The 22,234-nt window shown below is 72.8% G+C and carries 19 protein-coding genes; 13 read left to right on the top strand and 6 right to left on the bottom strand.

Annotation, left to right across the window (positions count from 1 at the left end; genetic code table 11):
* Nucleotides 1-25 precede the first annotated feature (25 nt).
* Complete coding sequence (paaK, locus tag ACZ4YL_RS23280; RefSeq protein WP_468118991.1) at nucleotides 26-1,354, bottom strand: phenylacetate--CoA ligase PaaK; 1,329 nt, start codon at nucleotides 1,352-1,354, stop codon at nucleotides 26-28.
* 105 nt (nucleotides 1,355-1,459) lie between these two features.
* Between paaK and ACZ4YL_RS23285 the strand changes: the two genes are divergently transcribed.
* Both ACZ4YL_RS23285 and ACZ4YL_RS23290 read left to right on the top strand, forming a co-directional pair.
* A complete protein-coding gene (locus tag ACZ4YL_RS23285) occupies nucleotides 1,460-2,311 on the top strand; it encodes an alpha/beta fold hydrolase (RefSeq protein WP_468118992.1) in 852 nt (283 codons plus the stop codon).
* Nucleotides 2,312-2,573: 262 nt separating this feature from the next.
* Nucleotides 2,574-2,936: a hypothetical protein gene (locus ACZ4YL_RS23290; RefSeq protein ID WP_468118993.1), complete on the top strand. Its 363-nt coding sequence runs from the start codon at nucleotides 2,574-2,576 to the stop codon at nucleotides 2,934-2,936.
* A 94-nt stretch (nucleotides 2,937-3,030) separates the two neighbouring features.
* On the opposite strand, the gene ACZ4YL_RS23295 is transcribed toward ACZ4YL_RS23290, so the two are convergent.
* Nucleotides 3,031-4,659 carry an acyl-CoA synthetase gene (locus ACZ4YL_RS23295; protein ID WP_468118995.1) on the bottom strand — a complete coding sequence of 543 codons (1,629 nt, stop codon included), beginning with the start codon at nucleotides 4,657-4,659 and terminating at the stop codon, nucleotides 3,031-3,033.
* Nucleotides 4,660-4,856: 197 nt separating this feature from the next.
* On the opposite strand from ACZ4YL_RS23295, the gene ACZ4YL_RS23300 reads away from it, so the two are divergent.
* From ACZ4YL_RS23300 to ACZ4YL_RS23345, 10 genes are all read left to right on the top strand, one after another.
* Nucleotides 4,857-5,657 (top strand): crotonase/enoyl-CoA hydratase family protein, encoded by an 801-nt coding sequence (locus tag ACZ4YL_RS23300; RefSeq protein WP_351159377.1) that lies wholly within the window; start codon nucleotides 4,857-4,859, stop codon nucleotides 5,655-5,657.
* A 218-nt stretch (nucleotides 5,658-5,875) separates the two neighbouring features.
* A complete protein-coding gene (locus ACZ4YL_RS23305) occupies nucleotides 5,876-6,835 on the top strand; it encodes a Zn-ribbon domain-containing OB-fold protein (protein ID WP_468118997.1) in 960 nt (319 codons plus the stop codon).
* Nucleotides 6,835-7,893: a thiolase domain-containing protein gene (locus ACZ4YL_RS23310; RefSeq protein WP_468118998.1), complete on the top strand. Its 1,059-nt coding sequence runs from the start codon at nucleotides 6,835-6,837 to the stop codon at nucleotides 7,891-7,893. The genes ACZ4YL_RS23305 and ACZ4YL_RS23310 overlap by 1 nt, the downstream gene beginning before the upstream one ends.
* Nucleotides 7,890-9,056 carry a thiolase domain-containing protein gene (locus ACZ4YL_RS23315; RefSeq protein ID WP_030723088.1) on the top strand — a complete coding sequence of 389 codons (1,167 nt, stop codon included), beginning with the start codon at nucleotides 7,890-7,892 and terminating at the stop codon, nucleotides 9,054-9,056. Before ACZ4YL_RS23310 ends, ACZ4YL_RS23315 begins: the two co-directional genes overlap by 4 nt.
* A 145-nt stretch (nucleotides 9,057-9,201) precedes the next feature.
* Complete coding sequence (locus tag ACZ4YL_RS23320; RefSeq protein WP_202505543.1) at nucleotides 9,202-9,429, top strand: DUF397 domain-containing protein; 228 nt, start codon at nucleotides 9,202-9,204, stop codon at nucleotides 9,427-9,429.
* A gap of 176 nt (nucleotides 9,430-9,605) precedes the next feature.
* Nucleotides 9,606-10,151 (top strand): GNAT family N-acetyltransferase, encoded by a 546-nt coding sequence (locus tag ACZ4YL_RS23325; RefSeq protein ID WP_468119000.1) that lies wholly within the window; start codon nucleotides 9,606-9,608, stop codon nucleotides 10,149-10,151.
* Nucleotides 10,152-10,160: 9 nt separating this feature from the next.
* Nucleotides 10,161-10,568, top strand: coding sequence for an ACT domain-containing protein (locus tag ACZ4YL_RS23330; protein WP_468119002.1), 408 nt, complete (start codon nucleotides 10,161-10,163; stop codon nucleotides 10,566-10,568).
* Nucleotides 10,569-10,670: 102 nt separating this feature from the next.
* Nucleotides 10,671-13,538 (top strand): ATP-binding protein, encoded by a 2,868-nt coding sequence (locus ACZ4YL_RS23335; protein ID WP_468119003.1) that lies wholly within the window; start codon nucleotides 10,671-10,673, stop codon nucleotides 13,536-13,538.
* A gap of 34 nt (nucleotides 13,539-13,572) precedes the next feature.
* Nucleotides 13,573-14,334: a maleylpyruvate isomerase family mycothiol-dependent enzyme gene (locus tag ACZ4YL_RS23340; RefSeq protein WP_468119005.1), complete on the top strand. Its 762-nt coding sequence runs from the start codon at nucleotides 13,573-13,575 to the stop codon at nucleotides 14,332-14,334.
* Between the two features lie 88 nt (nucleotides 14,335-14,422).
* On the top strand, nucleotides 14,423-14,923 hold the full coding sequence (locus ACZ4YL_RS23345; RefSeq protein ID WP_468119007.1) for a hypothetical protein: 501 nt from the start codon (nucleotides 14,423-14,425) through the stop codon (nucleotides 14,921-14,923).
* A 28-nt stretch (nucleotides 14,924-14,951) separates the two neighbouring features.
* Here the strand turns inward: ACZ4YL_RS23345 and kstD are convergent, their stop codons facing one another.
* From kstD to ACZ4YL_RS23360, 3 genes are all read right to left on the bottom strand, one after another.
* Complete coding sequence (kstD, locus tag ACZ4YL_RS23350) at nucleotides 14,952-16,745, bottom strand: 3-oxosteroid 1-dehydrogenase (RefSeq protein ID WP_468119009.1); 1,794 nt, start codon at nucleotides 16,743-16,745, stop codon at nucleotides 14,952-14,954.
* A 90-nt stretch (nucleotides 16,746-16,835) separates the two neighbouring features.
* A complete protein-coding gene (locus ACZ4YL_RS23355) occupies nucleotides 16,836-17,429 on the bottom strand; it encodes a hypothetical protein (RefSeq protein ID WP_468119011.1) in 594 nt (197 codons plus the stop codon).
* A 206-nt stretch (nucleotides 17,430-17,635) separates the two neighbouring features.
* On the bottom strand, nucleotides 17,636-18,760 hold the full coding sequence (locus tag ACZ4YL_RS23360) for an aminoglycoside phosphotransferase family protein (RefSeq protein ID WP_468119013.1): 1,125 nt from the start codon (nucleotides 18,758-18,760) through the stop codon (nucleotides 17,636-17,638).
* A 231-nt stretch (nucleotides 18,761-18,991) separates the two neighbouring features.
* Between ACZ4YL_RS23360 and ACZ4YL_RS23365 the strand changes: the two genes are divergently transcribed.
* Nucleotides 18,992-20,488 (top strand): DNA-binding protein NsdB, encoded by a 1,497-nt coding sequence (locus ACZ4YL_RS23365; protein ID WP_382541735.1) that lies wholly within the window; start codon nucleotides 18,992-18,994, stop codon nucleotides 20,486-20,488.
* 133 nt (nucleotides 20,489-20,621) lie between these two features.
* Here the strand turns inward: ACZ4YL_RS23365 and ACZ4YL_RS23370 are convergent, their stop codons facing one another.
* A complete protein-coding gene (locus ACZ4YL_RS23370; protein ID WP_468119015.1) occupies nucleotides 20,622-22,043 on the bottom strand; it encodes a PP2C family protein-serine/threonine phosphatase in 1,422 nt (473 codons plus the stop codon).
* Nucleotides 22,044-22,234: the final 191 nt, after the last annotated feature.

Consider the following 22,234-nt stretch of genomic DNA (forward strand, 5'->3'; position numbering starts at 1 on the left):
CCCAAATGGGCCCGAAGGGGTGGTTTCAGCCGCCCGGACGCGTGTCCCTCGTCTCCCCGGCTCCGCGGAGGTCGACCAGTCTCTTGATCTTCCCCACCGAGCGCTCCAGCGTCTCCGGGTCGACCACCTCGACCCGGACGGAGACCCCGACCCCCTCCTTGACGGCCCGGACCACGGCGGCGGCCGCGTTCTGCCGCCGCTCGGCGTCCGTCTCCCGGCGCGCCTCCACCCGTACCGTCAGGGCGTCCATCCGGCCCTCCCGGGTCAGCCGCAGCTGGAAGTGGGGAGCCAGGCCCGGCGTCCGCAGCAGGACCTCCTCGATCTGGGTCGGGTACACATTCACCCCGCGGAGGATGATCATGTCGTCGCTGCGCCCCGTGATCTTCTCCATCCGGCGGAAGGCCGGCCGGGCCGTTCCGGGCAGCAGTCGCGTCAGGTCCCGGGTGCGGTAGCGGATGACGGGCATGGCCTCCTTGGTGAGGGAGGTGAACACCAGCTCGCCGGGCTCGCCCTCCGGCAGCACCGCGCCGGTCAGCGGATCGACCACCTCGGGATAGAAGTGGTCCTCCCAGATGTGGAGGCCGTCCTTGGTTTCCGCGAACTCCTGCGCCACGCCCGGTCCGATGACCTCGGACAGGCCGTATATGTCCACCGCGTCGATGTCGAGCCGTTCCTCGATCTCCCGGCGCATCTCCTCGGTCCACGGCTCGGCGCCGAAGATCCCCGTCCGCAGCGAGGTGGCACGCGGGTCGATCCCCTGGCGCTCCATCTCGTCCAGCAGGGTCAGCATGTAGGACGGGGTCACCATGATGACCTCCGGCCGGAAATCCTCGATGAGCCGGACCTGCCGGTCCGTCATCCCGCCTGACGCGGGAACGACCGTACAGCCGAGGCGCTCGGCGCCGTAGTGCGCGCCGAGGCCGCCGGTGAACAGCCCGTACCCGTAGGCGATGTGGATGATCTGGCCGGGCCGGCCGCCCGCCGCCCGTATGGACCGGGCGACGACGTCCGCCCAGGTGGAGAGGTCCCCGTCGGTGTACCCGACGACGGTCGGCCGCCCGGTGGTGCCGCTCGAGGCGTGGATGCGGCGCACCTGCGAGCGCGGCACGGCGAACATCCCGAAGGGGTACTGGTCGCGCAGATCGGCCTTGGTGGTCAGGGGGAACAGGTACAGGTCGGCGAGGGAGCGGCAGTCGTCGGGATGCACGCCGGCCTTGTCGAAGGCCTGCCGGTAGAACGGCACCTTCTCGTAGGCACGGTGCAGGGTCGCGCGCAGCCGGGTGAGCTGGAGGGCGGCCAGCTCGTCGCGGCCCAGCCGCTCGCCCGTGTCGTGGAGATCCGTGTACACCGCCATGCCGTCACCTCACCATGAGAACCGACCGATCATTCGGTAGATTGCCAGGAATCCGCAGGTTAAATCAATGACTCGAACGAGTGATCGTCTTTTATGTTGGCCGGCATGCCTACCTTCACCACCTACGACGGAACCGAACTCGCCTATCACCTCCAGGGCGGCGGTGAGCCGCTGGTCTGCATCCCGGGTGGCGCCATGCGGGCCTCCGCATACCTGGGAGACCTCGGCGGACTGGCGGACGGCCGCCTTCTGATCCTCCTCGACCTGCGCGGCACGGGCGACTCCGCGGTACCGGCGGACGAGTCGACGTACCGCGTCGACCACCAGGTCGGCGACGTCGAGGCACTGCGGGCGCACCTGGGCCTGGAGCGCATGGACCTCCTCGCCCACTCCGCCGGCGGCAACCTCGCCCAGCTCTACGCGGCCGCGCACCCCGAGCGGCTGCGCCGGACCGTCCTGGTCACCCCGACCGCGTGGGCGGTGGATCTCCCGGTCGCTGCGGAGGACCGGCTGGAGGGGGCCCGGCTGCGGGCGGGCGGCGAGCCGTACGACACGGCCATCGCGGCCTACGAGCGGATCCTCGCGGACACCGCCCACGGCGAGGAGGACTGGGAGCTGGCCGCGCCGGTGTTCTACGGGAAATGGGACGCGACGGCCCGGGCGCACTGGGCGGCGAACGCGCGGCAGCAGAACGAGAAGGCCGCCGAGGCCTACGCGGGCCCCGGGGCCTTCGACCCGCCCGCCACGCGCGCGGCGCTCCGCCGGGTCACGGGCGAGGTCCTGGTACTGGCCGCGGAACTGGACGGAAACCCCCGCCCCGCCCTGGCGGCCCGGCTCGCCACGCTGTTCCCGCGGGGCTCGGTCGACGTCCAGCCCCGGGCCGGCCACTTCCCGTGGCTGGACGACGCGGCCTGGTTCGCGGCCCGCGTGGAACGGTTCCTGGCGGCGGGCGCCTGACGACGCGACGCGGCGGGGGCTCGTCGGGCGGTGGCTCATCAAGATCGGCGGGATGGCAGACTGACGGGCCGTACCGCGAACCGAGAGGACCGACATCATCATCGTGCGACGGATAGTGGTGCTCACAGCCCTGGCGTCCCTGGCCTTGACGGCATTGGCGGCGGCCACGGCGGCCGCCGGCGCGTTTTTGCTGCGGGACCTCGGCCCTCTCCCCCCGCGATACCCGGGGCCGCCGCTGCCTCGCGAAGCGGTGGTGGCGGAGATGACCTCGATCCTGGCGGCGGAGGGCATCACGGTGGAGCGGGAACCCTACGGGGTTCTGGGCAGGTGCCACGAACGGCTCTCAGGGCGTCACGCGCCGGAGACGGTGGACGCCGCCATGAAGGCGGCCCTCGCGCGGGCCCGTTCCGAGTACGGCTGGCAGGCCGGCCCCGACACCGGCGGGGCGTCGGTGACCCTGACGAAGAACAACTGGACGGCCCTGGCCGGCTTTGCGGGTGACCCGGCACCGGGTCTGCAGGCACCGGTCGTCATCTCGCTGATCTGCGTGGACGGCGACGACGCCTCCACCGCCCCCGCGGAGCCTTCCGCCCCGGCCCTCACACCCGCACCCGCGCCGTCCTGAGCGAACGCCGGGCGTACGGCCCGTGCGCCCCGTACAACTCGCCGGCCGGGGCCCTTTCGACGGGCCCCGGCGGCATGTCGGCGGGTGCGGACGATCAGGCCGTGTCCGCCTCCGTCGCCACCGCCTTCGCCCAGCGGTAGTCCGCCTTGCCGCTCGGGGACCGCTGGATGGCGGGCGCGATGACCAGCTGCCGGGGGATCTTGTAGCCCGCCAGCCTGGTGCGGCAGTGGCTCTGGATCTGGTCCAGGGACGGCGCCTCGGCGCCCTCCCGGACCTGGACCACCGCGGCCACGTGGCTGCCCCAGGTCGGGTCCGGGACCCCCGCCACCAAGGCGTCGTACACGTCGGGGTGGGACTTCAGAGCCTGCTCGACCTCCTCCGGATACACCTTCTCGCCGCCCGTGTTGATGCACTGCGAGCCGCGCCCGAGCACCGTGACGATGCCCTGCTCGTCGACGGTCGCCATGTCGCCGAGCAGCACCCAGCGCTCCGTGCCCTTCCGGAAGAAGGTCTCGGCGGTCTTGGCCGGGTCGTTGTAGTAGCCGAGCGGCACGTGCCCGCGCTGGGCGAGGCGACCGGGCTCGCCGACCGCCACCGGCTCGTGCGTCACCGGATCCACCACCTGCGTACGGTCGTTGACCACCAGGCGGAAGCCCTTCTCCGGGCCGGAGTCGTCCGCCGCCCGGCCGTTGGACCCGGACTCGGACGACCCGAAGTTGTTCAGGAGCAGCACGTTCGGCACCAGCCGCTGGAACTCCGCGCGTACCGTCTCCGACATGATCGCCCCGGACGAGGAGACGCTGAACAGCGACGACAGGTCTGCGCCCTTGAGCGGGCCGTTCAGGGCGTCGATCAGCGGCCTCAGCATGGCGTCGCCGACCAGCGACACACTGGAGACCTTCTCCTTCTCGATCGTACGGAGCACTTCCTCCGGCGCGTACTTCCGGTGGATGACCACCCGCTGGCCGTAGTTGAAGGCGATGAACGAGGTCAGCGTCGACGTGCCGTGCATCAGCGGGGGCGCCGGGAAGAAGGTGAGTCCGGCGCCGCGCGCCGCGACCCGCTCGGCCAGTTCCTCGGGCCGCTTCACCGGCTCGCCCGAGGGCTCGCCGCCGAAGAGTCCGGCGAAGAAGAGGTCCTCGGCCCGCCACATCACACCCTTGGGCATGCCCGTCGTGCCGCCGGTGTAGATGATGAACAGGTCGTCGGGGCTGCGCGGCGGGAACCCGCGCCCGGGTGATCCGGCCGCCTCGGCGTCCGCGTACGGGACCGGCGCGATCGACGGCTCGGGGGCGCCCTCGGGGGCCCGGCCGACCCGGATGAGGTGCCGGAGCCTCGTCGTCTGCGGCAGCGCGGCCGCGACCCGCCCGGTGAACTCGCCCTCGAAGACGAGGGCGGCGAGATCGGCGTCGTTGTAGAGGTAGACCAGCTCCTCCTCCACGTACCGGTAGTTGACGTTCACCGGGACCAGCCGGGCCTTCAGGCAGGCCAGCACCGTCTGCAGGTACTCGATCCCGTTGTAGAGGTGAAGGCCCAGGTGCTCGCCGGCCGTCAAGCCGCTGTCGAGCAGGTGGTGGGCGATCCGGTTCGCCGCCGTGTCGAGCTCCGCGTACGTCAGGCGGCGCTCGGCGCCGGTCCCGGGGTGGTCCACGTACACGAGGGCCTCACGGTCCGGGACCACGTCCACGACCGACTCGAACAGGTCGGCAAGGTTGTACTCCACCGTTCCTCCTGACCCTGGATGTTCCCGAAGTTCCCGGCGACCGGCATGTGGCCGGCCTGCTCCGGCGGTCATTAGAGCGCCGGAGACGGCAACTGGGAAGGGCGGCATCCAAGAAATCTGACTGAGTGTCAGAAAACTATTGAACTGCACCCTCCCCTACTGCAACCTGTTCTAGGTCTTGAGACGGGAGGACGGCAATGGGTGGGACGGAACACCTGACCGTGGATCGGCACGGCGCCACGCTGGTGCTCACCATGAACAGGCCCGAGGCGAAGAACGCGCTCTCGCTGCCGCTGCTGGTGGGGCTGTACGACGGCTGGCTGGAGGCGGACGCCGACGACGGGATCCGCTCGGTGGTCCTCACCGGCGCGGGCGGGGACTTCTGCGCCGGGATGGACCTCAAGGCCCTGGCCGGGAAGGGCATGGCGGGCGACCAGTACCGGGACCGCCTGAAGGCCGACCCCGACCTGCACTGGAAGGCGATGCTGCGCCACCACCGGCCGCGCAAGCCGGTGATCGCGGCGGTGGAGGGTTACTGCGTGGCCGGCGGGACCGAGATCCTGCAGGGTACGGACATCCGGGTGGCGGCCGAGGGCGCGACCTTCGGGCTGTTCGAGGTCAAACGCGGACTCTTCCCGATCGGCGGCTCCACGGTGCGGCTGCCGCGCCAGATCCCGCGTACGCACGCCCTGGAGATGCTGCTGACCGGGCGCCCGTACTCCGCCGCCGAGGCCGAGCGGATCGGGCTGGTCGGGCGGGTGGTGCCGGACGGTACGGCGCTGGCGGCGGCCCTGGAGATCGCGGAGCGGATCAATGCGTGCGGGCCGCTGGCGGTGGAGGCGGTCAAGGCGTCGGTGTACGAGACCGCCGAGATGACGGAGCGGGAGGGGCTGGCCTCGGAACTCCTGCGCGGATGGCCGATCTTCGACACCGCCGATGCGAAGGAGGGGGCGCGGGCGTTTGCCGAGAAGCGGCCCGCGGTGTATCGGCGCGAGTAGTTCGGGCACGCCGTGGCCGAGGCCGTGGCCGGGTGCGGTGCCGTTGCCGGGGGCTCCGCCCCCGGACCCCCGCGCCTCAAACGCCGGCGGGGCTGAGAGATCGGGGCTCCGCCCCGGACCCCGCGCCTCAAACGCCGGCGGGGCTGAAAGTGCCGGCGGGGCTGAGATTGTGCCGACGGGGCTGAAAACACCGGAATCGATCGCATCGGAGAATCGTCATGACAGCTCCCTCCCCACCGGAGGTGCTCCGCGCGCCCCTCGTCGTCGAGTTCCCCTTCACCCGGTCCCTCGGGCCCGTCCAGAGCGCCTTCCTCACCGGGCTGCGGGAGGGCACCGTCCTCGGGGTGAAGACCTCCGACGGCAAGGTGATGGTCCCGCCCGTCGAGTACGACCCCGTCACCGCCGAGGAGATCCGCGAGCTCGTCGAGGTCGCCGCCACCGGTACCGTCACCACCTGGGCCTGGAACGACCGGCCCCGCCCCCAACAGCCCCTGGACACCCCCTTCGCCTGGGTTCTCGTCAAGCTCGACGGCGCCGACACCGCCCTCCTGCACGCCCTCGACGCGCCCGGCCCCGACGCCGTCCGCACCGGCATGCGCGTCCGCGTCCGCTGGGCCGCCGAGCGCACCGGCGCCATCACCGACATCGCCTGCTTCGAACCGTACGACGGCCCCGCGGGCGGGGAGGCCGTCCCGCACGCCGGGAGCTTCGCCGACGCCGTCACCGGCATCGTCGCCGAGGCCCGCCTCGACTACGTCTACAGCCCCGGCCGCGCCCAGACCGCATACATCAACGCCCTCTCCGAGCGGCGGACCGTCGGCGAGCGCTGCCCCTCCTGCCACAAGGTGTACGTCCCGCCGCGCGGCGCCTGCCCCACCTGCGGGGTGGCCACCACCGACCGCGTCGAGGTCGGCCCGGCCGGCACGGTCACCACCTACTGCATCGTCAACATCAAAGCCAAGAACCTCGACATCGAAGTCCCCTACGTCTACGCCCACATCGCCCTCGACGGCGCCGGTCTCGCCCTCCACGGCCGGATCGGCGGCATCCCCTACGACCAGGTCCGCATGGGCCTGCGCGTCGAGCCCGTATGGACCGAGGGCGGCCGCTACCCCGACCACTACCGCCCCACCGGCGAACCGGACGCGGACTACGACGCGTACAAGGAGCTCATCTGATGGCCCGATACGCCCGCGAGGTCGCGGTGGTCGCCTTCGCGCAGAGCGACCACCTGCGCCGCACCGACGAGCTCAGCGAAGTCGAGATGGTCATGCCGGTCCTGCACCAGGTGCTGGCCGCCACCGGCCTGAAGGCCGGCGAGATCGGCTTCACCTGCTCCGGCTCCAGCGACTACCTGGCCGGCCGGGCCTTCTCCTTCACCATGACCCTCGACGGGGTCGGCGCCTGGCCGCCGATCTCCGAGTCGCACGTCGAGATGGACGGGGCCTGGGCCCTCTACGAGGCCTGGGTCAAGATCCAGACCGGCGAGGCCGACACCGCGCTCGTCTACTCGTACGGGAAGTCCTCACCCGGGTCGGTACGCGACGTGCTCACCCGCCAGCTGGACCCGTACTACGTCGCCCCGCTCTGGCCCGACGCGGTGGCCCTGGCCGCCCTCCAGGCCCAGGCCCTGATCGACGCGGGCGAGACCGACGAGAGTGCCCTGGCCGCCGTCGGAGCACGCAGCCGGGACGCGGCCGCCGCCAACCCGCACGCCCAGCTCCGCGGCCCCGTCCCGCAGGGCGACTACCAGGTCAGGCCGCTGCGCACTGGAGACTGCCCGCCCGTGGGCGACGGCGTGGCCGCCGTCGTGCTGGCCGCCGGCGACCTGGCGCGCCGGCTGTGCGAACGCCCCGCCTGGATCACCGGCATCGACCACCGCATCGAGGCCCACAGCCTGGGCCTGCGCGACCTCACCGACTCCCCGTCCACCCGGCTCGCCGCCGAACACGCGGGCGTCTTCGAAGCCCCGGTGGACACGGCCGAACTGCACGCGCCGTTCTCCTCCCAGGAGGTCGTGCTCTGCAAGGCACTCGGACTCGCCGACGACGTGACCGTCAACCCCTCCGGGGGAGCGCTCGCCGCCAATCCGATGATGGCCGCCGGCCTGATCCGCATCGGCGAGGCGGCCGCCCGGATCCACCGCGGCGCATCGCACCGGGCCGTCGCCCACGCCACCTCCGGCCCCTGCCTCCAGCAGAACCTGGTCGCCGTCCTGGAAGGGGATGCAAGGTGAGCAAAGAGCCCGTGGCCATCGTCGGGATCGGCCAGACCAAGCACGTGGCGGCCCGCCACGACGTGTCCATCGCCGGACTGGTCCGCGAGGCGGCGGCGCGCGCCCTCGCGGACGCCGAACTGACCTGGGCGGACATCGACGCGGTCGTCATCGGCAAGGCCCCCGACTTCTTCGAGGGGGTGATGATGCCCGAGCTGTACCTGGCGGACGCCCTCGGCGCGGTCGGCAAGCCCATGCTGCGCGTGCACACGGCCGGTTCGGTCGGCGGGTCCACCGCCCTGGTCGCCTCGAACCTGGTGGCGGCCCGCGTCCACCGCACGGTCCTCACCCTCGCCTTCGAGAAGCAGTCCGAATCCAACGCCATGTGGGGCCTGTCGCTCCCCGTCCCCTTCCAGCAGCCGCTGCTCGCCGGCGCGGGCGGCTTCTTCGCCCCGCACGTGCGCGCGTACATGCGGCGCACCGGCGCGCCGGACACGGTGGGCTCGCTGGTGGCGTACAAGGACCGGCGCAACGCTCTCAAGAACCCGTACGCGCACCTGCACGAGCACGACATCACCCTGGAGAAGGTCCAGGCCTCGCCGATGCTGTGGGACCCGATCCGCTACTCGGAGACCTGCCCCTCCTCGGACGGCGCGTGCGCGATGATCCTCACCGACCGGGCGGGCGCGGCCCGTTCGCCGAAGCCGGCCGCCTGGGTGCACGGCGGGGCGATGCGCAGCGAGCCCACCCTCTTCGCCGGCAAGGACTTCGTCTCGCCGCAGGCCGGCAAGGACTGCGCGGCCGACGTCTACCGCCAGGCCGGCATCACCGACCCGCGCCGGGAGATCGACGCGGTCGAGATGTACGTACCGTTCTCCTGGTACGAGCCGATGTGGCTGGAGAACCTCGGCTTCGCGGCGGAGGGCGAGGGCTGGAAGCTCACGGAGGCCGGGGTCACCGAACTCGACGGGGACCTTCCGGTCAATCCGTCGGGCGGCGTGCTGTCCACCAACCCGATCGGCGCTTCCGGCATGATCCGCTTCGCGGAGGCGGCCCTGCAGGTCCGCGGTCAGGCCGGGGAACACCAGGTTCCGGGAGCCCGCCGGGCGCTGGGACACGCGTACGGCGGCGGCGCGCAGTTCTTCGCGATGTGGCTGGTGGGGGCACAGGAGCCGACCTCCTGAACACAGGCCCGGCCGACGACGGAGGGGCCGGCCGGGGAGCCGGACCGGCCACGGGTGACTCACCGTGGTCTGTCCGGCACCCGCTGCGGTGGTTAATCTTGCCCCCGGACGACGTACCGGGAGGAGCACGCACGTGGCCGAGAGCATGACTTCACAGCCCCTCGCTGGCTGGGGGAAGCCGGACCTCGATCTCACCGAGGCGGACTGGCAGTCGAGCAGCCGGGGAGTGGGCGACGTCCAGATCGCCTTCGTCGAGGGCTTCATCGCGATGCGCAACAGCGAGCGTCCCGAGAGCCCTTCCCTGATCTTCTCGCCGGACGAGTGGCACAAGTTCGTGCTGAACGCGCGGGGCGGTGAGTTCGACCTGACCTGAGCCGACCCGACACCGACCGGGCGCTGCTCGCGGGCCCGACCCCCGGGGTGGGGCATCGCGCCCGTACGGCCGCGTACGCGCTGCGATCCTCCGCCCGGGGGTCTGAGGCCGTCCGCGGAAACGGTGTTGCGCCCGGCGCGGGCGGCGCCGATGCTGACGGGCCGGAGGTGGTGAAGGTGACCGACGTGGTGCTGGAGCTGTCCGTACGCGACCTGAGGCACGCGGACCTGGCGTCGTGCGGATGGTCGGGCTCCGAGCAGCACCTGGCCGGGGTCGCGCGGCAGTTGGAGCGCGCCCGGCTCGGTGAGGTCGACTACCTCGCGGTCTGCACCGCGACGGACGTTCCCGTGGCCAAGGGCGGCGTCGACTACCAGGTCGAGGAGGGCGTCGGAACGCTGTGGCAGCTGGCCGTCCACCCCGCACTGCAGTCGTGCGGGATCGGCACGTTCCTGATCGGAGCGGCGGAGCTGCGGATCAGGAACCGCGGACTGCTCCACGCCGAGCTGGGCGTGGAGGAGGACAACCCCCGGGCGCGGGCTCTCTACGAGCGGCTGGGCTACGTCGCCCGGGGCCGCCGGCCCGACGCGTGGACGGAGCAGGCCCCGGACGGGACGCTGCGCCGCCACGAGACGATGTGCACCGTGATGCGCAAGCGTCTTGGGCAGGTCCGTCGGCGCGGTGGCCCGACCCGACGGACCGCCCGTAACGGGAGCGATGGTTAGGGTGGCCGCATGAGCGGAGAGCACGATCTGCGGAAACTCCTGAGCGGCATGCGGCCCGAGCTGAACGAGGGGCGGTACGTCTTCTGCACCGTCGACGGCACCACCGTCCCCGCCGGGACCGCCCCCGTCGCCACCGTCCTCGAACCCGAGGGCCTCACCCTGGTACTGCGCCAGGAGGACGCCGACGCGGCCGGCCTCGCCTACGACTACACGGCCGGCTGGATCACCCTGCGGATCCACTCCGCCCTCGACGCCGTCGGGCTCACCGCCGCCTTCGCCGCCGAACTCGGCGCACACGGTCTGAGCTGCAATGTCATCGCCGGCTACCACCACGACCACCTCTTCGTGGCCGCCGACCGGGCCGCCGAGGCCGTGGCCGTCCTGGAGGACCTCGCGGCCCGTTCCGTACACGACTGACGCCCTCCGGAAAAGAAGATCGGATTCTTTTCCGCACTGGGATCCGTCGCGCTGCGCGCGGGCGTACGCTGAACCCCCGAACAGGCCTGGGGGGTACCAGCCATGACGGACCGCCGGACCCGCACACGGCGCACGATGGTCGAACGCGATGCCGAACTCGCGATCGTCGAAGAAGCCCTGGACCAGCTCACCGGTCCCGGGCCGGACGCGGGTGGCGCGCTGCTCGCCTTCTCCGGCCCCGCCGGCCTCGGCAAGACCACCCTGCTCGCCGAACTGCGCCGCCGCGCCCTCGCCCGCAACTGCACCGTCCTCGCCGCCCGGGGCGGCGAACAGGAGCAGAGCCAGCCCTTCCACGTCGCCCGCCAGCTCATCCAGCCCCAGCTCGCCGGCACCTCCGAGCAGGAGCTGCGCGCCGCCCTCGGCGGCTGGTACTCCATCGTCGGCCCGGCCCTCGGACTCTGCGCCCCGGAACAGGGCGTCCCGCCCGACCCCCAAGGTCTGCGCGACGGGCTCGACTGGGTGCTCACCCACCTGGTCGTCAAGCGCGCCCCGGTCGTCCTGGTCCTCGACGACGCCCACTGGGCCGACCCCGAGTCCCTCGGCTGGCTCGCCGCGTTCGCCCCGCGCGCCGAACACCTCCCGCTGCTCCTCGTCGTCGCCTACCGGCCCGACGAACTGCCCGCGCACGCCGACGCCTTCCGCACGCTGCCCGGCCGGGCCGGACAGCGCCCGCTGCCCCTGGCCCCGCTCACCCCGGCCGCCGTCGCCACCCTGGTCCGCGAGGCCGTCGGCACACACGCCGACGACGCCTTCTGCCAGGAGGCCTGGGCCGTCACCACCGGCAACCCCTTCGAGGCCGTCGAACTCACCGCCAAGGTCCGCGGCAAGGGCCTGACCCCGGTCGGGGCGAACGCCCCGCAGCTGCGCGACCTCGCCGCCGCCCAGCGTGGCAGCGGCCTCGTCGCCCGCCTCGAACGCCTCGGCCCCTCCACCGTCCGCTTCGCCTGGGCCTGCGCCGTCCTCGGCACCGCCATCCCGCAGGACCTCGCCGCCCGGGTCGCCGCCCTCGGCGCCGAGGAGGCCTCGGACGCCACCCGGCGGCTGCGTGACGCCCGTATCCTCTCGGCGGCCGCCGCCGAGGAACCCGAGGCCGAAGCCGGGCTGGAGTTCGTCCACCCGCTCATCGCCACCTCCATCTACCGGGCCATCCCCGACGCGCTCCGCGTCGCCCTGCACGGCAAGGCCGCGGCGGCCGTCGTCGACGCCGGACTCGGCTCCTCCGCGGCCGCCCGCCACCTGCTGGAGACCCACCCCGAGAACGACCCCTGGGTGGTGCGCACCCTGCGCGAGGCGGCCGGCGAGAACCTGCGGGCCGGCGCCCCCGAGGCCGCCCGCCGCCAGCTCGCCCGCGCGCTGCTCGAACCCCCGGACTTCGACGAACGCGCCGCCGTCCTCTACGAACTTGGCTGCGCCTCCCTGCTCACCGAGCCCGCCAACACGGTCAACCACCTGCGGGCCGCCCTCGCCGAGCCCTCCGACGACCCGGCCCTGCGCCAGGGCATCGTCATCCGGCTCGCCCAGGTCCTCGCGCACAGCGACCGGCTCGCCGAGGCCTCCGAATCACTGGCGCGGGAGATCCCGTACACCCAGGACGTACGCGCCCGGCTGCGCCTGCAGTCCGAGCAGTTCATGTGGGACGCCTTCAACGCCGCCGAGACCGACTCCCCGGCCCGCTCCCGCCGGCTCGCCCGCCTCGCCGACCGGCTGACCGGGCGCGACCTCACCGAGCGGTACATCATCGGGCTGCGCGCCTGGGACGCCTGCCTGCGGGGCGAGTCGGTCGACGTGGTGCTGCACCACGCCGGACGGGTGCTGGAGCGGCCCTTCAGCTGGGCCCACGAGGACCGCGGCTTCGAGGTCCCGGTCCTGGTCGCGATGGCCCACATGTACACCGACCGGCCCGGACGCGCCGAGGAGCTGTTCGAGGCGGGCACCGCCGAGTTCGAACGGCACGGCTGGCGCGGGGCGCACCTCTCCTTCGCCTACAGCCTGCGGGCCTACGTCCGCTACCGGCGCGGGCGGCTCGTGGAGGCCGAGGAACTGGCCCGGGCCGGGCTGCGGCTCGCCGAACGCGTGGGCCGGCGTACCCCCGTGCACTGGTACGCCATAGCCATCCTCCTCACCACCCTGCTCGCCCGGGGCCGGCCCGAGGAAGCCTGGGAGCTGGCCCGCGAGCACGAGTACGGCAGCCCCTTCCCGGCAGCCGTGGTCTTCCCCGACTCGCAGACCGTGTACGCCGAACTGCTCCTGTCCCGGGGCGAGGTGCAGGCCGCGATCGTCGAACTGGAGGCGGTCGACCGGCGGCTGACCCCGCGCGGCATCCAGAATCCGGCCTGGTGCCCGTGGCAACTGCACCTGGCCCGGGCGGTCGCCGCCGGCGATCCGCAGCGGGCCCGCGCCCTGGCCGACGACGCCGTCCGGAGGGCCCGCGCCTTCGGCGCCGCCTCGGGCATCGGCCAGGCCCTGCGGGTGGCGGCGCAGGTCGCCGCCCCCGAGGAGCGGGCCGGGCTCCTCCAGGAGGCGGTCACCCTGCTGTCGGCCTCACCGGCGGGCTACGAACTGGCCTGCGCCCTGGCCGCGCTCGGCACCGAGCTGCGGGACGCGGACCTGCTCATGCAGGCCGTGGTGACGGCGCGGGAATGCGGTGCGGACGGGCTGGCCGCGGAGACCACCGACACCCTGCTGGGCCTGGGCGGCGCCCTGCCGTGCGGGCTGGCCTGGGAGGACGGGCTCACGGAGGAGGAGCGGCTGGCGGCCGACCTCGCGGTGCGCGCCGAGAAGGAGCCCGTGCCGGAGACGGTGGTGCTGCCCGCGCCGGACTGGGCACTGTCGGCGGCCTGCCGCAAGCTGGGCACCGACCGGACCGGGCTCAGGGACGCACTGGAGTCGTTCGCCCGTAGCTCAACGTGATCGGATCCGCCGCCCGGTGGGCAGGGTGGATTCCATGGATCACGACGAGAGACTCGCCCCTTTCCGGACCGAGGCGGCAGCGTTCGAGAAGGCGGTGCGCCGGGCGTTCGACCTCGGAGAGCCGGTGCCCGCGGTGCCCGCGTGCCCCGGCTGGACGGTCACCGACCTCGTCCGGCACCTGGGCGGAGTCCACCGCTACCTCGCGCACGTCCTGCGCGAACGGCTCACGGCCCCGCCCGACCCGGCCGGCCTCGCCCTCCCCGAGGTCCCCGGCGACCCGGACGCGCTGACCGACTGGTTCGCGCAGGGCGCCCGGGAGCTGGCGGAGCTCTTCCACGAGCTGGGGCCGGACACGGCGGTCTGGACCTGGTCGGCCGAGCAGACCACGGGATTCTGGCTCCGGATGCAGCTGATCGAGCTGGCCGTGCACCGCTGGGACGCCGAATCCGCGACCGGCACCCCGGACCGCCTCGACCCGGCCGTGGCCGCCGACGCCGTGACCCAGACGATCGAGGTCATGGCCCCGGCCCGCCGCGGCTGGCAGCAGGCACCGCCGGGCACGGGGGAGAGGTACCGCTTCCGGCGTACCGACGGACCGGAAACCTGGACGGCCGTCCTCTCGGGAGACCAGGTCCTGCTGGAGCCCGGCGCCACGGCCCCGGCGGACGTCGAGGCCTCCGGCACCGCCTCCGACCTCGCCCTGTTCCTCTGGCGCCGCCTCCCGCCCACCGCCCTGCGCGTCACCGGCGACGCCGCCCTGCTCCCGCACTGGTTCACGCTCGTCCCCCCGGTCTGACGGGCCGGGCCGGCGGGCCCGGCCCGGACAGGTCGCCGGATGCGGGCCCCCGGGCCGGAAAACTCGCGCGGCCACGTACCATGGCGGCATGTCCTTCCTCCGCCGCCACCGCGCCGCCACACCCGCCGGCCCGGACTTCGATGTCCTGGCCATGGACCCGGGGGACTGGCCGGGCAATCTCGGGGCCGGGCTGCTCCCCGCGCCCGACGGCAGCTGCCAGGGTGTCTTCCTCCGCTATGACCTGTTCGGCGGACGCGGCCCCGCGATGATCATCGGGAACCTCCCGGAGGGCTCCCCGGCCAGGGACCTCACCGACGGCCAGATCCCCTTCGAGGTGGCGCAGCTCCTCGACGCACTGGAGAACGACGAGGACGTCGAGGTCACCGGCGTCGAGGACTGCCCCGTCATGCAGGGCGACAACCTCCTCATCGTCCGGAAGATCAAGCTGTCGGAGTCCCGCATCTCCTGCGTCCAGTTCGACCGCAGTGACAACGTGCTGGTCACCATCGCCAGCTGGGACCGCCCGATCACCGATGACCTCTACACCCTCCTGAAGCCGCTCCCCGCCGAGCTCTTCCAGCAGGGCTGACCGTCCTGCGTAGCCCCGGGCGCGGGCGTCACGCGTCCGCGATGGCGTTCGCCGCCACGTAGCCGAACGTCATCGCGGGGCCGATCGTCGATCCGGCACCCGCGTAGCTGTGGCCCATCACCGCCGCGCTCGCGTTGCCGGCCGCGTACAGGCCCGGGATCACCGAGCCGTCCGGACGCAGGGCCCGCGCCCGGGCGTCCGTCACGATGCCGCCCTTCGTACCGAGATCCCCCGGCACGATCTTGAACGCGTAGAACGGCGGGACCCAGACGGGTGCCAGACACGAGTTCGGGTGCACGTTCGGGTCCGTGTAGTAGTGGTCGTACACCGTGTCGCCCCGGTGGAAGTCGGCGTCATTGCCGCTCCACGCCTGCGCGTTGAACCGGCCCAGCGTCGCCCGCAGCGCCGCCGCCGGGACCCCGATCTGACCGGCCAGCGCGTCCCAGGTCCACGCCTTCTTCGCCGCGCCCGCCTGGTACCACGAGTCCGGGAAGGGGAGCGTCGGCAGGATGTCCTTGAACAGGTACCTGTTGCGGTAGTTCTGATCCACGATCAGCCACGCCGGGATGTGCGAGTCGGCCGCGCCCCGGTCCTTCTCGTACATCACGTGCACCACATCGCTGTACGGAGCCGCCTCGTTGACGAACCGCGCGCCGTTCGCGTTCACGATCAGCCCGCCCGGCAGGGTCCGTTCGGCGAGGCAGAAGTACGGCTCCCCGGGCAGCGGGATCGACGGCCCCCACCACGCGTCTTCCATCAGCGCCAGTGAGGCCCCGGCCCGCTGCCCCGCCCGGATCCCGTCGCCGGTGTTCTCCTTCGCGCCCACCGACCACTGGGTGCCGATGGGCTGCTGCTGGTACTGCGCCCGCATCGCCGCGTTGTGCTCGAACCCGCCCGTGCCGATGACCACCCCGCGCCCGGCCCGTACGGTGCCCCGTACGCCGTCCTGCTCCACCACCACGCCGGTGACCGCGCCGCCCTCCAGGACCAGGTCCACCAGCGGGCTGTCCAGCCACACGGGAACCCCGGCCCGCTGGAGCCCGGCGCGCAGTCCGGCCGCCAGGGCCTGGCCCATCGTCAGCGGCCTCTCGCCGCGCAGCGCCGCCTTCGTGCCGCGCGCCAGGCACTCGGTGGACACCGCGAGCCCCTTGGCGCTCACCGCTGCCAGGTTCAGCCACTTGTAGTCCTGGCTGAAGACCACCATCCCGGCCGGGACCGGCATGTACGCCGGGTTCAGGCGGGCCAGTTCGGCGCCCAGGATGTTCCCGTCGATCTGGTCCGGCTCGATGGACCGGCCGTTCGGCAGTCCGCCGGGCAGGTCGGGGTAGTAGTCGCTGTAGCCCTCCATGAAGCGGAACCTCAGTGGGCTGTTGGCCATCACGAAGTCCAGCATCCGCGGCCCGTTGGCGAGGAACGCGGCCTGCCGGTCGGCCGGCACCTCGGGCCCGACGAGGGCCGCGAGGTACGTCGCGGCCTTCTGCGGGGTGTCCGGCACCCCCGCACCCAGGATCACCGAATTGTTGGGCAGCCAGATACCGGCTCCGGACCGGGCGGCCGATCCGCCGAAGGTCGGGGCCTTCTCCACCACCAGCACACTCAGCCCCCGCTTGGCGGCGGTGAGTGCGGCGGTCATCCCGGCGGCCCCGGACCCGACCACGACGACGTCGTACTCGCCGAGCGGGGGGCCGTCCTGGGCGCCGTCGGCCCGGGCGCTGGCGGACGGCAGCACGGTGGCGGCGAGCACCCCGGCCCCCGTACCGGCGAGGACCGCACGTCTGGACGGGAGGGGGGCGGGGTTGGTGCGTGAAGCGCTTGCGGACATGGGCAGGCTCCAGCGGTGTGGGGAGGAGGGGAAGTGCCTCCAGCATTTCTGATGCTGAGTCAGAAAAGGTGTTCGGGGGATCATGTGATGTCAAGGCATCCGGCGCCGCCGCCTCCAGTAGGCCACGGTCACCACGCCGAGCAGCGGACCCCACAGGACGAGCGGGGCGTAGCAGAGGTAGAACCACAGCGCGGTCCAGCCACCCGCCTCACTGGGGAAGTCCGCGGGCACCGGATCTCCCTGGAGGGTGGTCCCGGCCACCTGGGTCACCGACGCGAGGACCGTCCACAGAGCGGTCAGCGCGACGGCACCGAGCGCCGCCGGGACGGCGGCCGCCGCCACCGGGATCCGCCGGCCGCCCAGCACCGGGATCCACCGGGGGACCACCTCGCCCCACGCGGCCACCAGCCCGACCGCCGTGAACGCCAGCAGCTCGGACACGGCCGAGAGGAGGACGACGTACACCTCCAGCGGCAGCCAGTCCGGCAGCTGCCCGCTGTCCGCCTCGGAGTGGTCGACGAAGAGGAGGCCCAACCGCCAGATGCCGGACGGCAGAACGGTGAGCGGAACGGCGTACGCGGCGACCCGCGCCCAGCGCGGAACTCCCGCCACCGGGGCGTGCGCGGCCGTCCACGCGGCTCTGACGCGCCCGCCCGCCGGGCGGGCTTCGGGATGTACGGACACGGTTTCCTCCGGAGTCGCGGGCAGCCCTTGCCCGCTCCGCTCCGAAGATCGCAGCTGCCCGGCAGGGCCCGGATCGCCCGCCGGGCGGATCCGGCTCCCCCGTACGGGGGACACCCGTCCCCCGTCCCCCGTCCCCCTGTCCGCACCCGTGAACGGCGAAGTCCCGCGGCGGTGGGGGCCACGGGACTTCGCGTATCGGGGGACGGTCAGCGCGTGCCGACCGCCGCGCGGACCGCTCGGCGCGCCATCCCTGCATCGTCGTGCAGGCGGCGGAGCAGCAGCCGCTGCTCCTCACCGGAGGACAGGGCGCCCACCGGCAGCGGCTGGGCCGGGGCGGTCGCCAGCATCGAGCGCTGCACCGCCGTCTCGGACATCCGGATCTCCCGGGTCAGTACCAGCATCAGGTTGACCAGGAAGGCGTCCCGCGCGGCCGGACCGGCCGACTGGGCGAGCCGGCTGATCTGGGCGCGGGCGGCCGGGGCGTCGCCCAGTACCGTCCACAGCGTGGCCAGGTCGTACCCCGGCAGGTACCAGCCCGCGTGCTCCCAGTCGAGCAGGACCGGACCGGCCGGCGAGAGCAGCAGATTCGACAGCAGGGCGTCACCGTGGTTGAACTGCAGCGCCGTGCCCGACAGCTTCACGCCGTGCAGCAGCTTCTGCAGGTCACCGAGGTCCCGATCGGTCAGCAGGCCCAACTCGTAGTCGCGGGCGATCCGCCGCGCGTAGTTCATCGGGGAGCCGAACAACTCCGCCGGCGGCCGCCACTGGTTGACCCGGCACACCGCGCCCAGGGCCGCCCGGAGGTCCACCCGCGGCGGCGGCTCCACCGGGTGCCGCTGCAGTGCCGCGACCCGCCCGGCCATCCGCTCCACCACGAGCGTGCAGTTCTCGGGGTCGGCGGCGATCAGCCGCGGCACCCGGACCGGTGGGCGGTGCCGGACGAAGGCCCGGTATGCCGCTATTTCGTGCCGGTAGCGCTCACGCCACTCGGGTGAGTGATCCAGTAAAACCTTCGCGACGGCGGTCATCCGTCCGGTGGTGCCGACCAGGAGGACCGAACGGCCACTGCGCCGTAGTACCTGCACCGGGGCGAACTCCGGACAGATCCGCTGCACCGAGGCGAGGGCGGTGCGCAGCTGCGCCCCCTGCGGCCCCGAGAGGTCGATTCTTCCGCTGACGGGCAGTGATCCGGTACCCGGCATCCGCCGCGGCCGGACGGCGCCCTGCGCCGGGGCCGACGGGCGGCCGGGTTCGAGGTAGGGGCCGCCGCCAGCCGGGAGCGTGCGGTGCGACCGGACCGGTGCGGACACGGAGGACGTTGCTGCGTACATGGTGATACGGATCCCTTCGTGCGCCGACGAATTGCGTACGCCGCCCCGCCGGATCCCGTACTTCACCCTGGGGAGTTCCGCCGGTGAACCGGGTCGGGGAGGCGCATTCCTACCTGACACCGAGCGCAAGGTGGCGAACCATCGGGCGTGCCCTGGCGAAGCCTGGCGAATAGTCGCTGGGCATCTGACGGCGGGCTACTGTCAACTCAGCCGAGAACCTGGGGGCTTGACGTGAGCAAAGGTCCAAACACCCGCTTGAACGACCTGTTCGGCCTGGCCGGCTGGTCGAAGGGCGAACTGGCGAGGATGGTGAACAGGCAGGCGGCGGCCATGGGCCACCCCCAGCTGGCCACCGACACCTCGCGGGTGCGGCGCTGGATCGACATGGGGGAGGCCCCCCGCGAACCGGTGCCCACGGTACTGGCAGCACTGTTCACCGAGCGGCTCGGTCGTGTCGTGACCATCGAGGACCTCGGGTTCGTACGGCAGCGGCGCACCTCCAGACGGCAGCCGGACGGGGCTCGTGAGAACCCCGACGGGATGCCCTGGGCGCCCGAACGCACAGCCGCGGTCCTCACCGAATTCACGGGAATGGACCTCATGCTCAACCGTCGCGGACTGATGGGCGCGGGAGCGGTGCTCACCGCCGGCTCCGCCCTCAGCAACGCCATGTACGACTGGCTGCACACCGACCCCGCCCGGGCCGAGGAGGCCCGGAACTTCGGGGAATCCTTCCAGGCCGACCCAGCGGGCTACGACCGCTACGAGGCCGCTCCGATCGGTTCCCAGGAGATCGAGGCCCTGGAGCGCTCCGTGGAGGTGTTCCGTGCCTGGGACGCCTCCAGAGGCGGCGGACTCCAGCGCAAGGCCGTCGTCGGCCAGCTCAACGAGGTCGGCGGCATGCTCGCCTACCACCACCCCGACCACCTCCAGCGGCGGCTCTGGGGGGTGGCGGCCAACCTGGCGGTCCTCGCCGGCTGGATGTCCCACGACGTGGGGCTCGAACCCACGGCGCAGAAGTACTTCGTCATCGCCGCGCACGCGGCCCGTGAGGGCGGCGACCGGCCGCGGGCGGGCGAGGCGCTGTCCCGCGCCGCCCGGCAGATGGTCCACCTGGGCAAGCCGAACGAGGCCCTGGACCTGATGAAGCTCGCCCAGTCCGGATCCGGCGAGCAGACCCTCCCGCGCACGCGCGCCATGCTGCACACCATCGAGGCCTGGGCGCAGGCGGCCATGGGCAAGGGCCAGGCCATGCGCCGCACGCTGGGCGAGGCGGAGGAGCTGTTCGTCTCCGACAAGGGCGACGTGCCGCCGCCGAGTTGGATGCAGCACTTCGACGAGGCCGATCTGCACGGAATGCAGGCCCTCGCCTACCGGACCCTCGCGGACCACGACGCCGCCGCGGCGCCGATCGCCGCGCGCCACGCCAAGGAGGCCCTGCGGCTGCGCGGCGAGGGCTACCAGCGCTCGCAGATCTTCGACTACATCTCGATGGCCTCGGCCTGTTTCATCGCCGACGAGCCGGAGCAGGCCGACCGGTACGCGCGCCTCGCCCTGGTCTCGATGAACGAGACCTCCTCGCACCGGACCTGGGACCGGCTGCGGGAGATGTACCGGCTCACCGCCCAGTACTCCGGGTACGCGCGCATCGAGGACCTGCGCCAGGAGATCAAGCTGGCCCTCCCCGACACGCCGGCCCCGCGCGGCGCGCGCGGTACGGGGGTGTAGTCCCACGCCGACCCCCGCACGGTTCGCCGCAGGCTTTGCACGAAGCCCCGTACGGAGACGAGAAAGGCCGCGCCTTCCGGCGCGGCCCTGCTGAAGCCCTTACAGCCCTGCAGTCTTGCGGTCCCGGGGCCCGTTACCCGCCGACCCGGGCGACGAGCATGCAGGCGTCGTCCTCGCGCTCGCTCTCGCCGAACTCCTCGATCACGATCCGCACGCACTCCTGCGCCGACCGCGCCGCCGAGAACCGCGGCGCGAGCGCCAGCAGCCGCTCGGTCCCGTCCGCCCGGCTGAACTCGATGCTGCGCGGGGTGAGTCCGTCCGTGTGCAGGACCAGCAGGTCGCCCACTTCGAGGCGTTCCTCGGCCTGCCCGTACGAGGCTCCGGAGGTCGCGCCCAGCAGGACACCCTCCGGCGGCAGCAGGGAGCGCCCCGACCCGCGGCGGAACAGCAGGGGTGCCGGGTGGCCCGCCTGCGCCCAGGAGAGGACCCGGCGCGCGGGATCGTAGCGGCAGCACACGGCCGATCCGAGCGCCGGCTGTACGGAGGTCTCCAGGAGCTGGTTGAGCCAGCCCATCAGCGGGCCGGGCTCGATGCCGGCCATGGCCATGCCGCGCAGGGCGCCCAGCATCATCGCCATGCCGGAGGTGGCGGTCACCCCGTGTCCGGTCAGATCACCGACCGTCAGCATCGAGCAGCCGTCGGGGAGTTCGAGCGCGTCGTACCAGTCGCCGCCGATCAGTGCGCTGGTCGCGGAGGGCAGGTAGTGCGCGGCCACGTCCAGCGTGCCCGCGCTGCCGTACGGGAACCGCAGGGAGCCGCGCCACGGGGGGAGCACGGCTTCCTGCAGCTCGACCGCCAGCCGGCGCTCGGTCTGCGCGATCTCCCGCTGGCGCTGCAGCGAGTCACGCGACTCGCGCACCGCGCGCTGGCTCCGGCGCAGTTCGCTCACGTCCCGCAGGACGGCCCACATCGAGGCCGTACAGCCGTCGGAGTCGAGTACCGGCTCGCCCCTCATGTGCAAGGTCCGGACCCGGCCGTCGGCCCGGACGATGCGGAACTCGCCGTCGATCGGTCTGCCGTCCACCAGGCAGGCGGTGACCCACGCGGTGAGCAGCGGCTGGTCCTCGGAGAAGAGGGTCGAGCCCAGTTCGTCGAGGGGGAGCGCACCGGACTCGGGTGAGCGGCCGAAGATCTGGAACAGCTCGTCGGACCAACTCACCTCGTCGGTCAGCAGGTTCCACTCGGCGCTGCCGACGCGGGTCTGGGCCTCGGATCCGGCCTCGGGCGCCGCCTGCGGCTGCCCGGCGGTCTCGGGCGCCGGCGGCAGGCCCTCCTTGAGCTGGTCGAGGTGCTCGCGGAGGTCGTCGAGGTGGTGGACGGCGAGATCGCACAGTGCGCGCTGCCAGCGGCCCTGGGCGTCGTCGTCGTCGACGACGGTGTCGCGGCGGACCGCGTCCACTTCCCCCCGCAGCCGCCGGGTCTGCGAGATCAGCGCGTCCACCGACCCCGGCTCGGGCGGCTGCGCGGGACGGTCCGCGAACAGGTGGGACGGCATGAGAACTCCGATACAGGCGCGGCACGGCCAAGTCTGAAGGAAGGACCGGTAACGACTGTTGCACAGGGCGCGACGGTGTGTAAGGCGTTTGGCAACATCCGCTACGTTCTTGCTTCTGGTATATGCCGCAGGCCTTCCGGCCCGTCCGTGGCGTGCGAACGAATCCGGTCAGGCGAACTCCGGGGCGCCGC

Source organism: Streptomyces sp. NPDC030021 (genome assembly GCF_055574035.1).

Coding starts and splice junctions, on each gene's coding strand:
- ACZ4YL_RS23345 (WP_468119007.1), top strand. CDS start 14,423: ATGTCCTTCCTCCGCCGCCACCGCGCCGCCACACCCGCCGGCCCGGAC.
- ACZ4YL_RS23305 (WP_468118997.1), top strand. CDS start 5,876: ATGACAGCTCCCTCCCCACCGGAGGTGCTCCGCGCGCCCCTCGTCGTC.
- ACZ4YL_RS23340 (WP_468119005.1), top strand. CDS start 13,573: ATGGATCACGACGAGAGACTCGCCCCTTTCCGGACCGAGGCGGCAGCG.
- ACZ4YL_RS23360 (WP_468119013.1), bottom strand. CDS start 18,760: ATGTACGCAGCAACGTCCTCCGTGTCCGCACCGGTCCGGTCGCACCGC.
- ACZ4YL_RS23290 (WP_468118993.1), top strand. CDS start 2,574: ATGACCTCGATCCTGGCGGCGGAGGGCATCACGGTGGAGCGGGAACCC.
- ACZ4YL_RS23370 (WP_468119015.1), bottom strand. CDS start 22,043: ATGCCGTCCCACCTGTTCGCGGACCGTCCCGCGCAGCCGCCCGAGCCG.
- ACZ4YL_RS23335 (WP_468119003.1), top strand. CDS start 10,671: ATGACGGACCGCCGGACCCGCACACGGCGCACGATGGTCGAACGCGAT.
- ACZ4YL_RS23300 (WP_351159377.1), top strand. CDS start 4,857: ATGGGTGGGACGGAACACCTGACCGTGGATCGGCACGGCGCCACGCTG.
- paaK (WP_468118991.1), bottom strand. CDS start 1,354: ATGGCGGTGTACACGGATCTCCACGACACGGGCGAGCGGCTGGGCCGC.
- ACZ4YL_RS23310 (WP_468118998.1), top strand. CDS start 6,835: ATGGCCCGATACGCCCGCGAGGTCGCGGTGGTCGCCTTCGCGCAGAGC.
- ACZ4YL_RS23285 (WP_468118992.1), top strand. CDS start 1,460: ATGCCTACCTTCACCACCTACGACGGAACCGAACTCGCCTATCACCTC.
- ACZ4YL_RS23320 (WP_202505543.1), top strand. CDS start 9,202: ATGACTTCACAGCCCCTCGCTGGCTGGGGGAAGCCGGACCTCGATCTC.
- ACZ4YL_RS23330 (WP_468119002.1), top strand. CDS start 10,161: ATGAGCGGAGAGCACGATCTGCGGAAACTCCTGAGCGGCATGCGGCCC.
- kstD (WP_468119009.1), bottom strand. CDS start 16,745: ATGTCCGCAAGCGCTTCACGCACCAACCCCGCCCCCCTCCCGTCCAGA.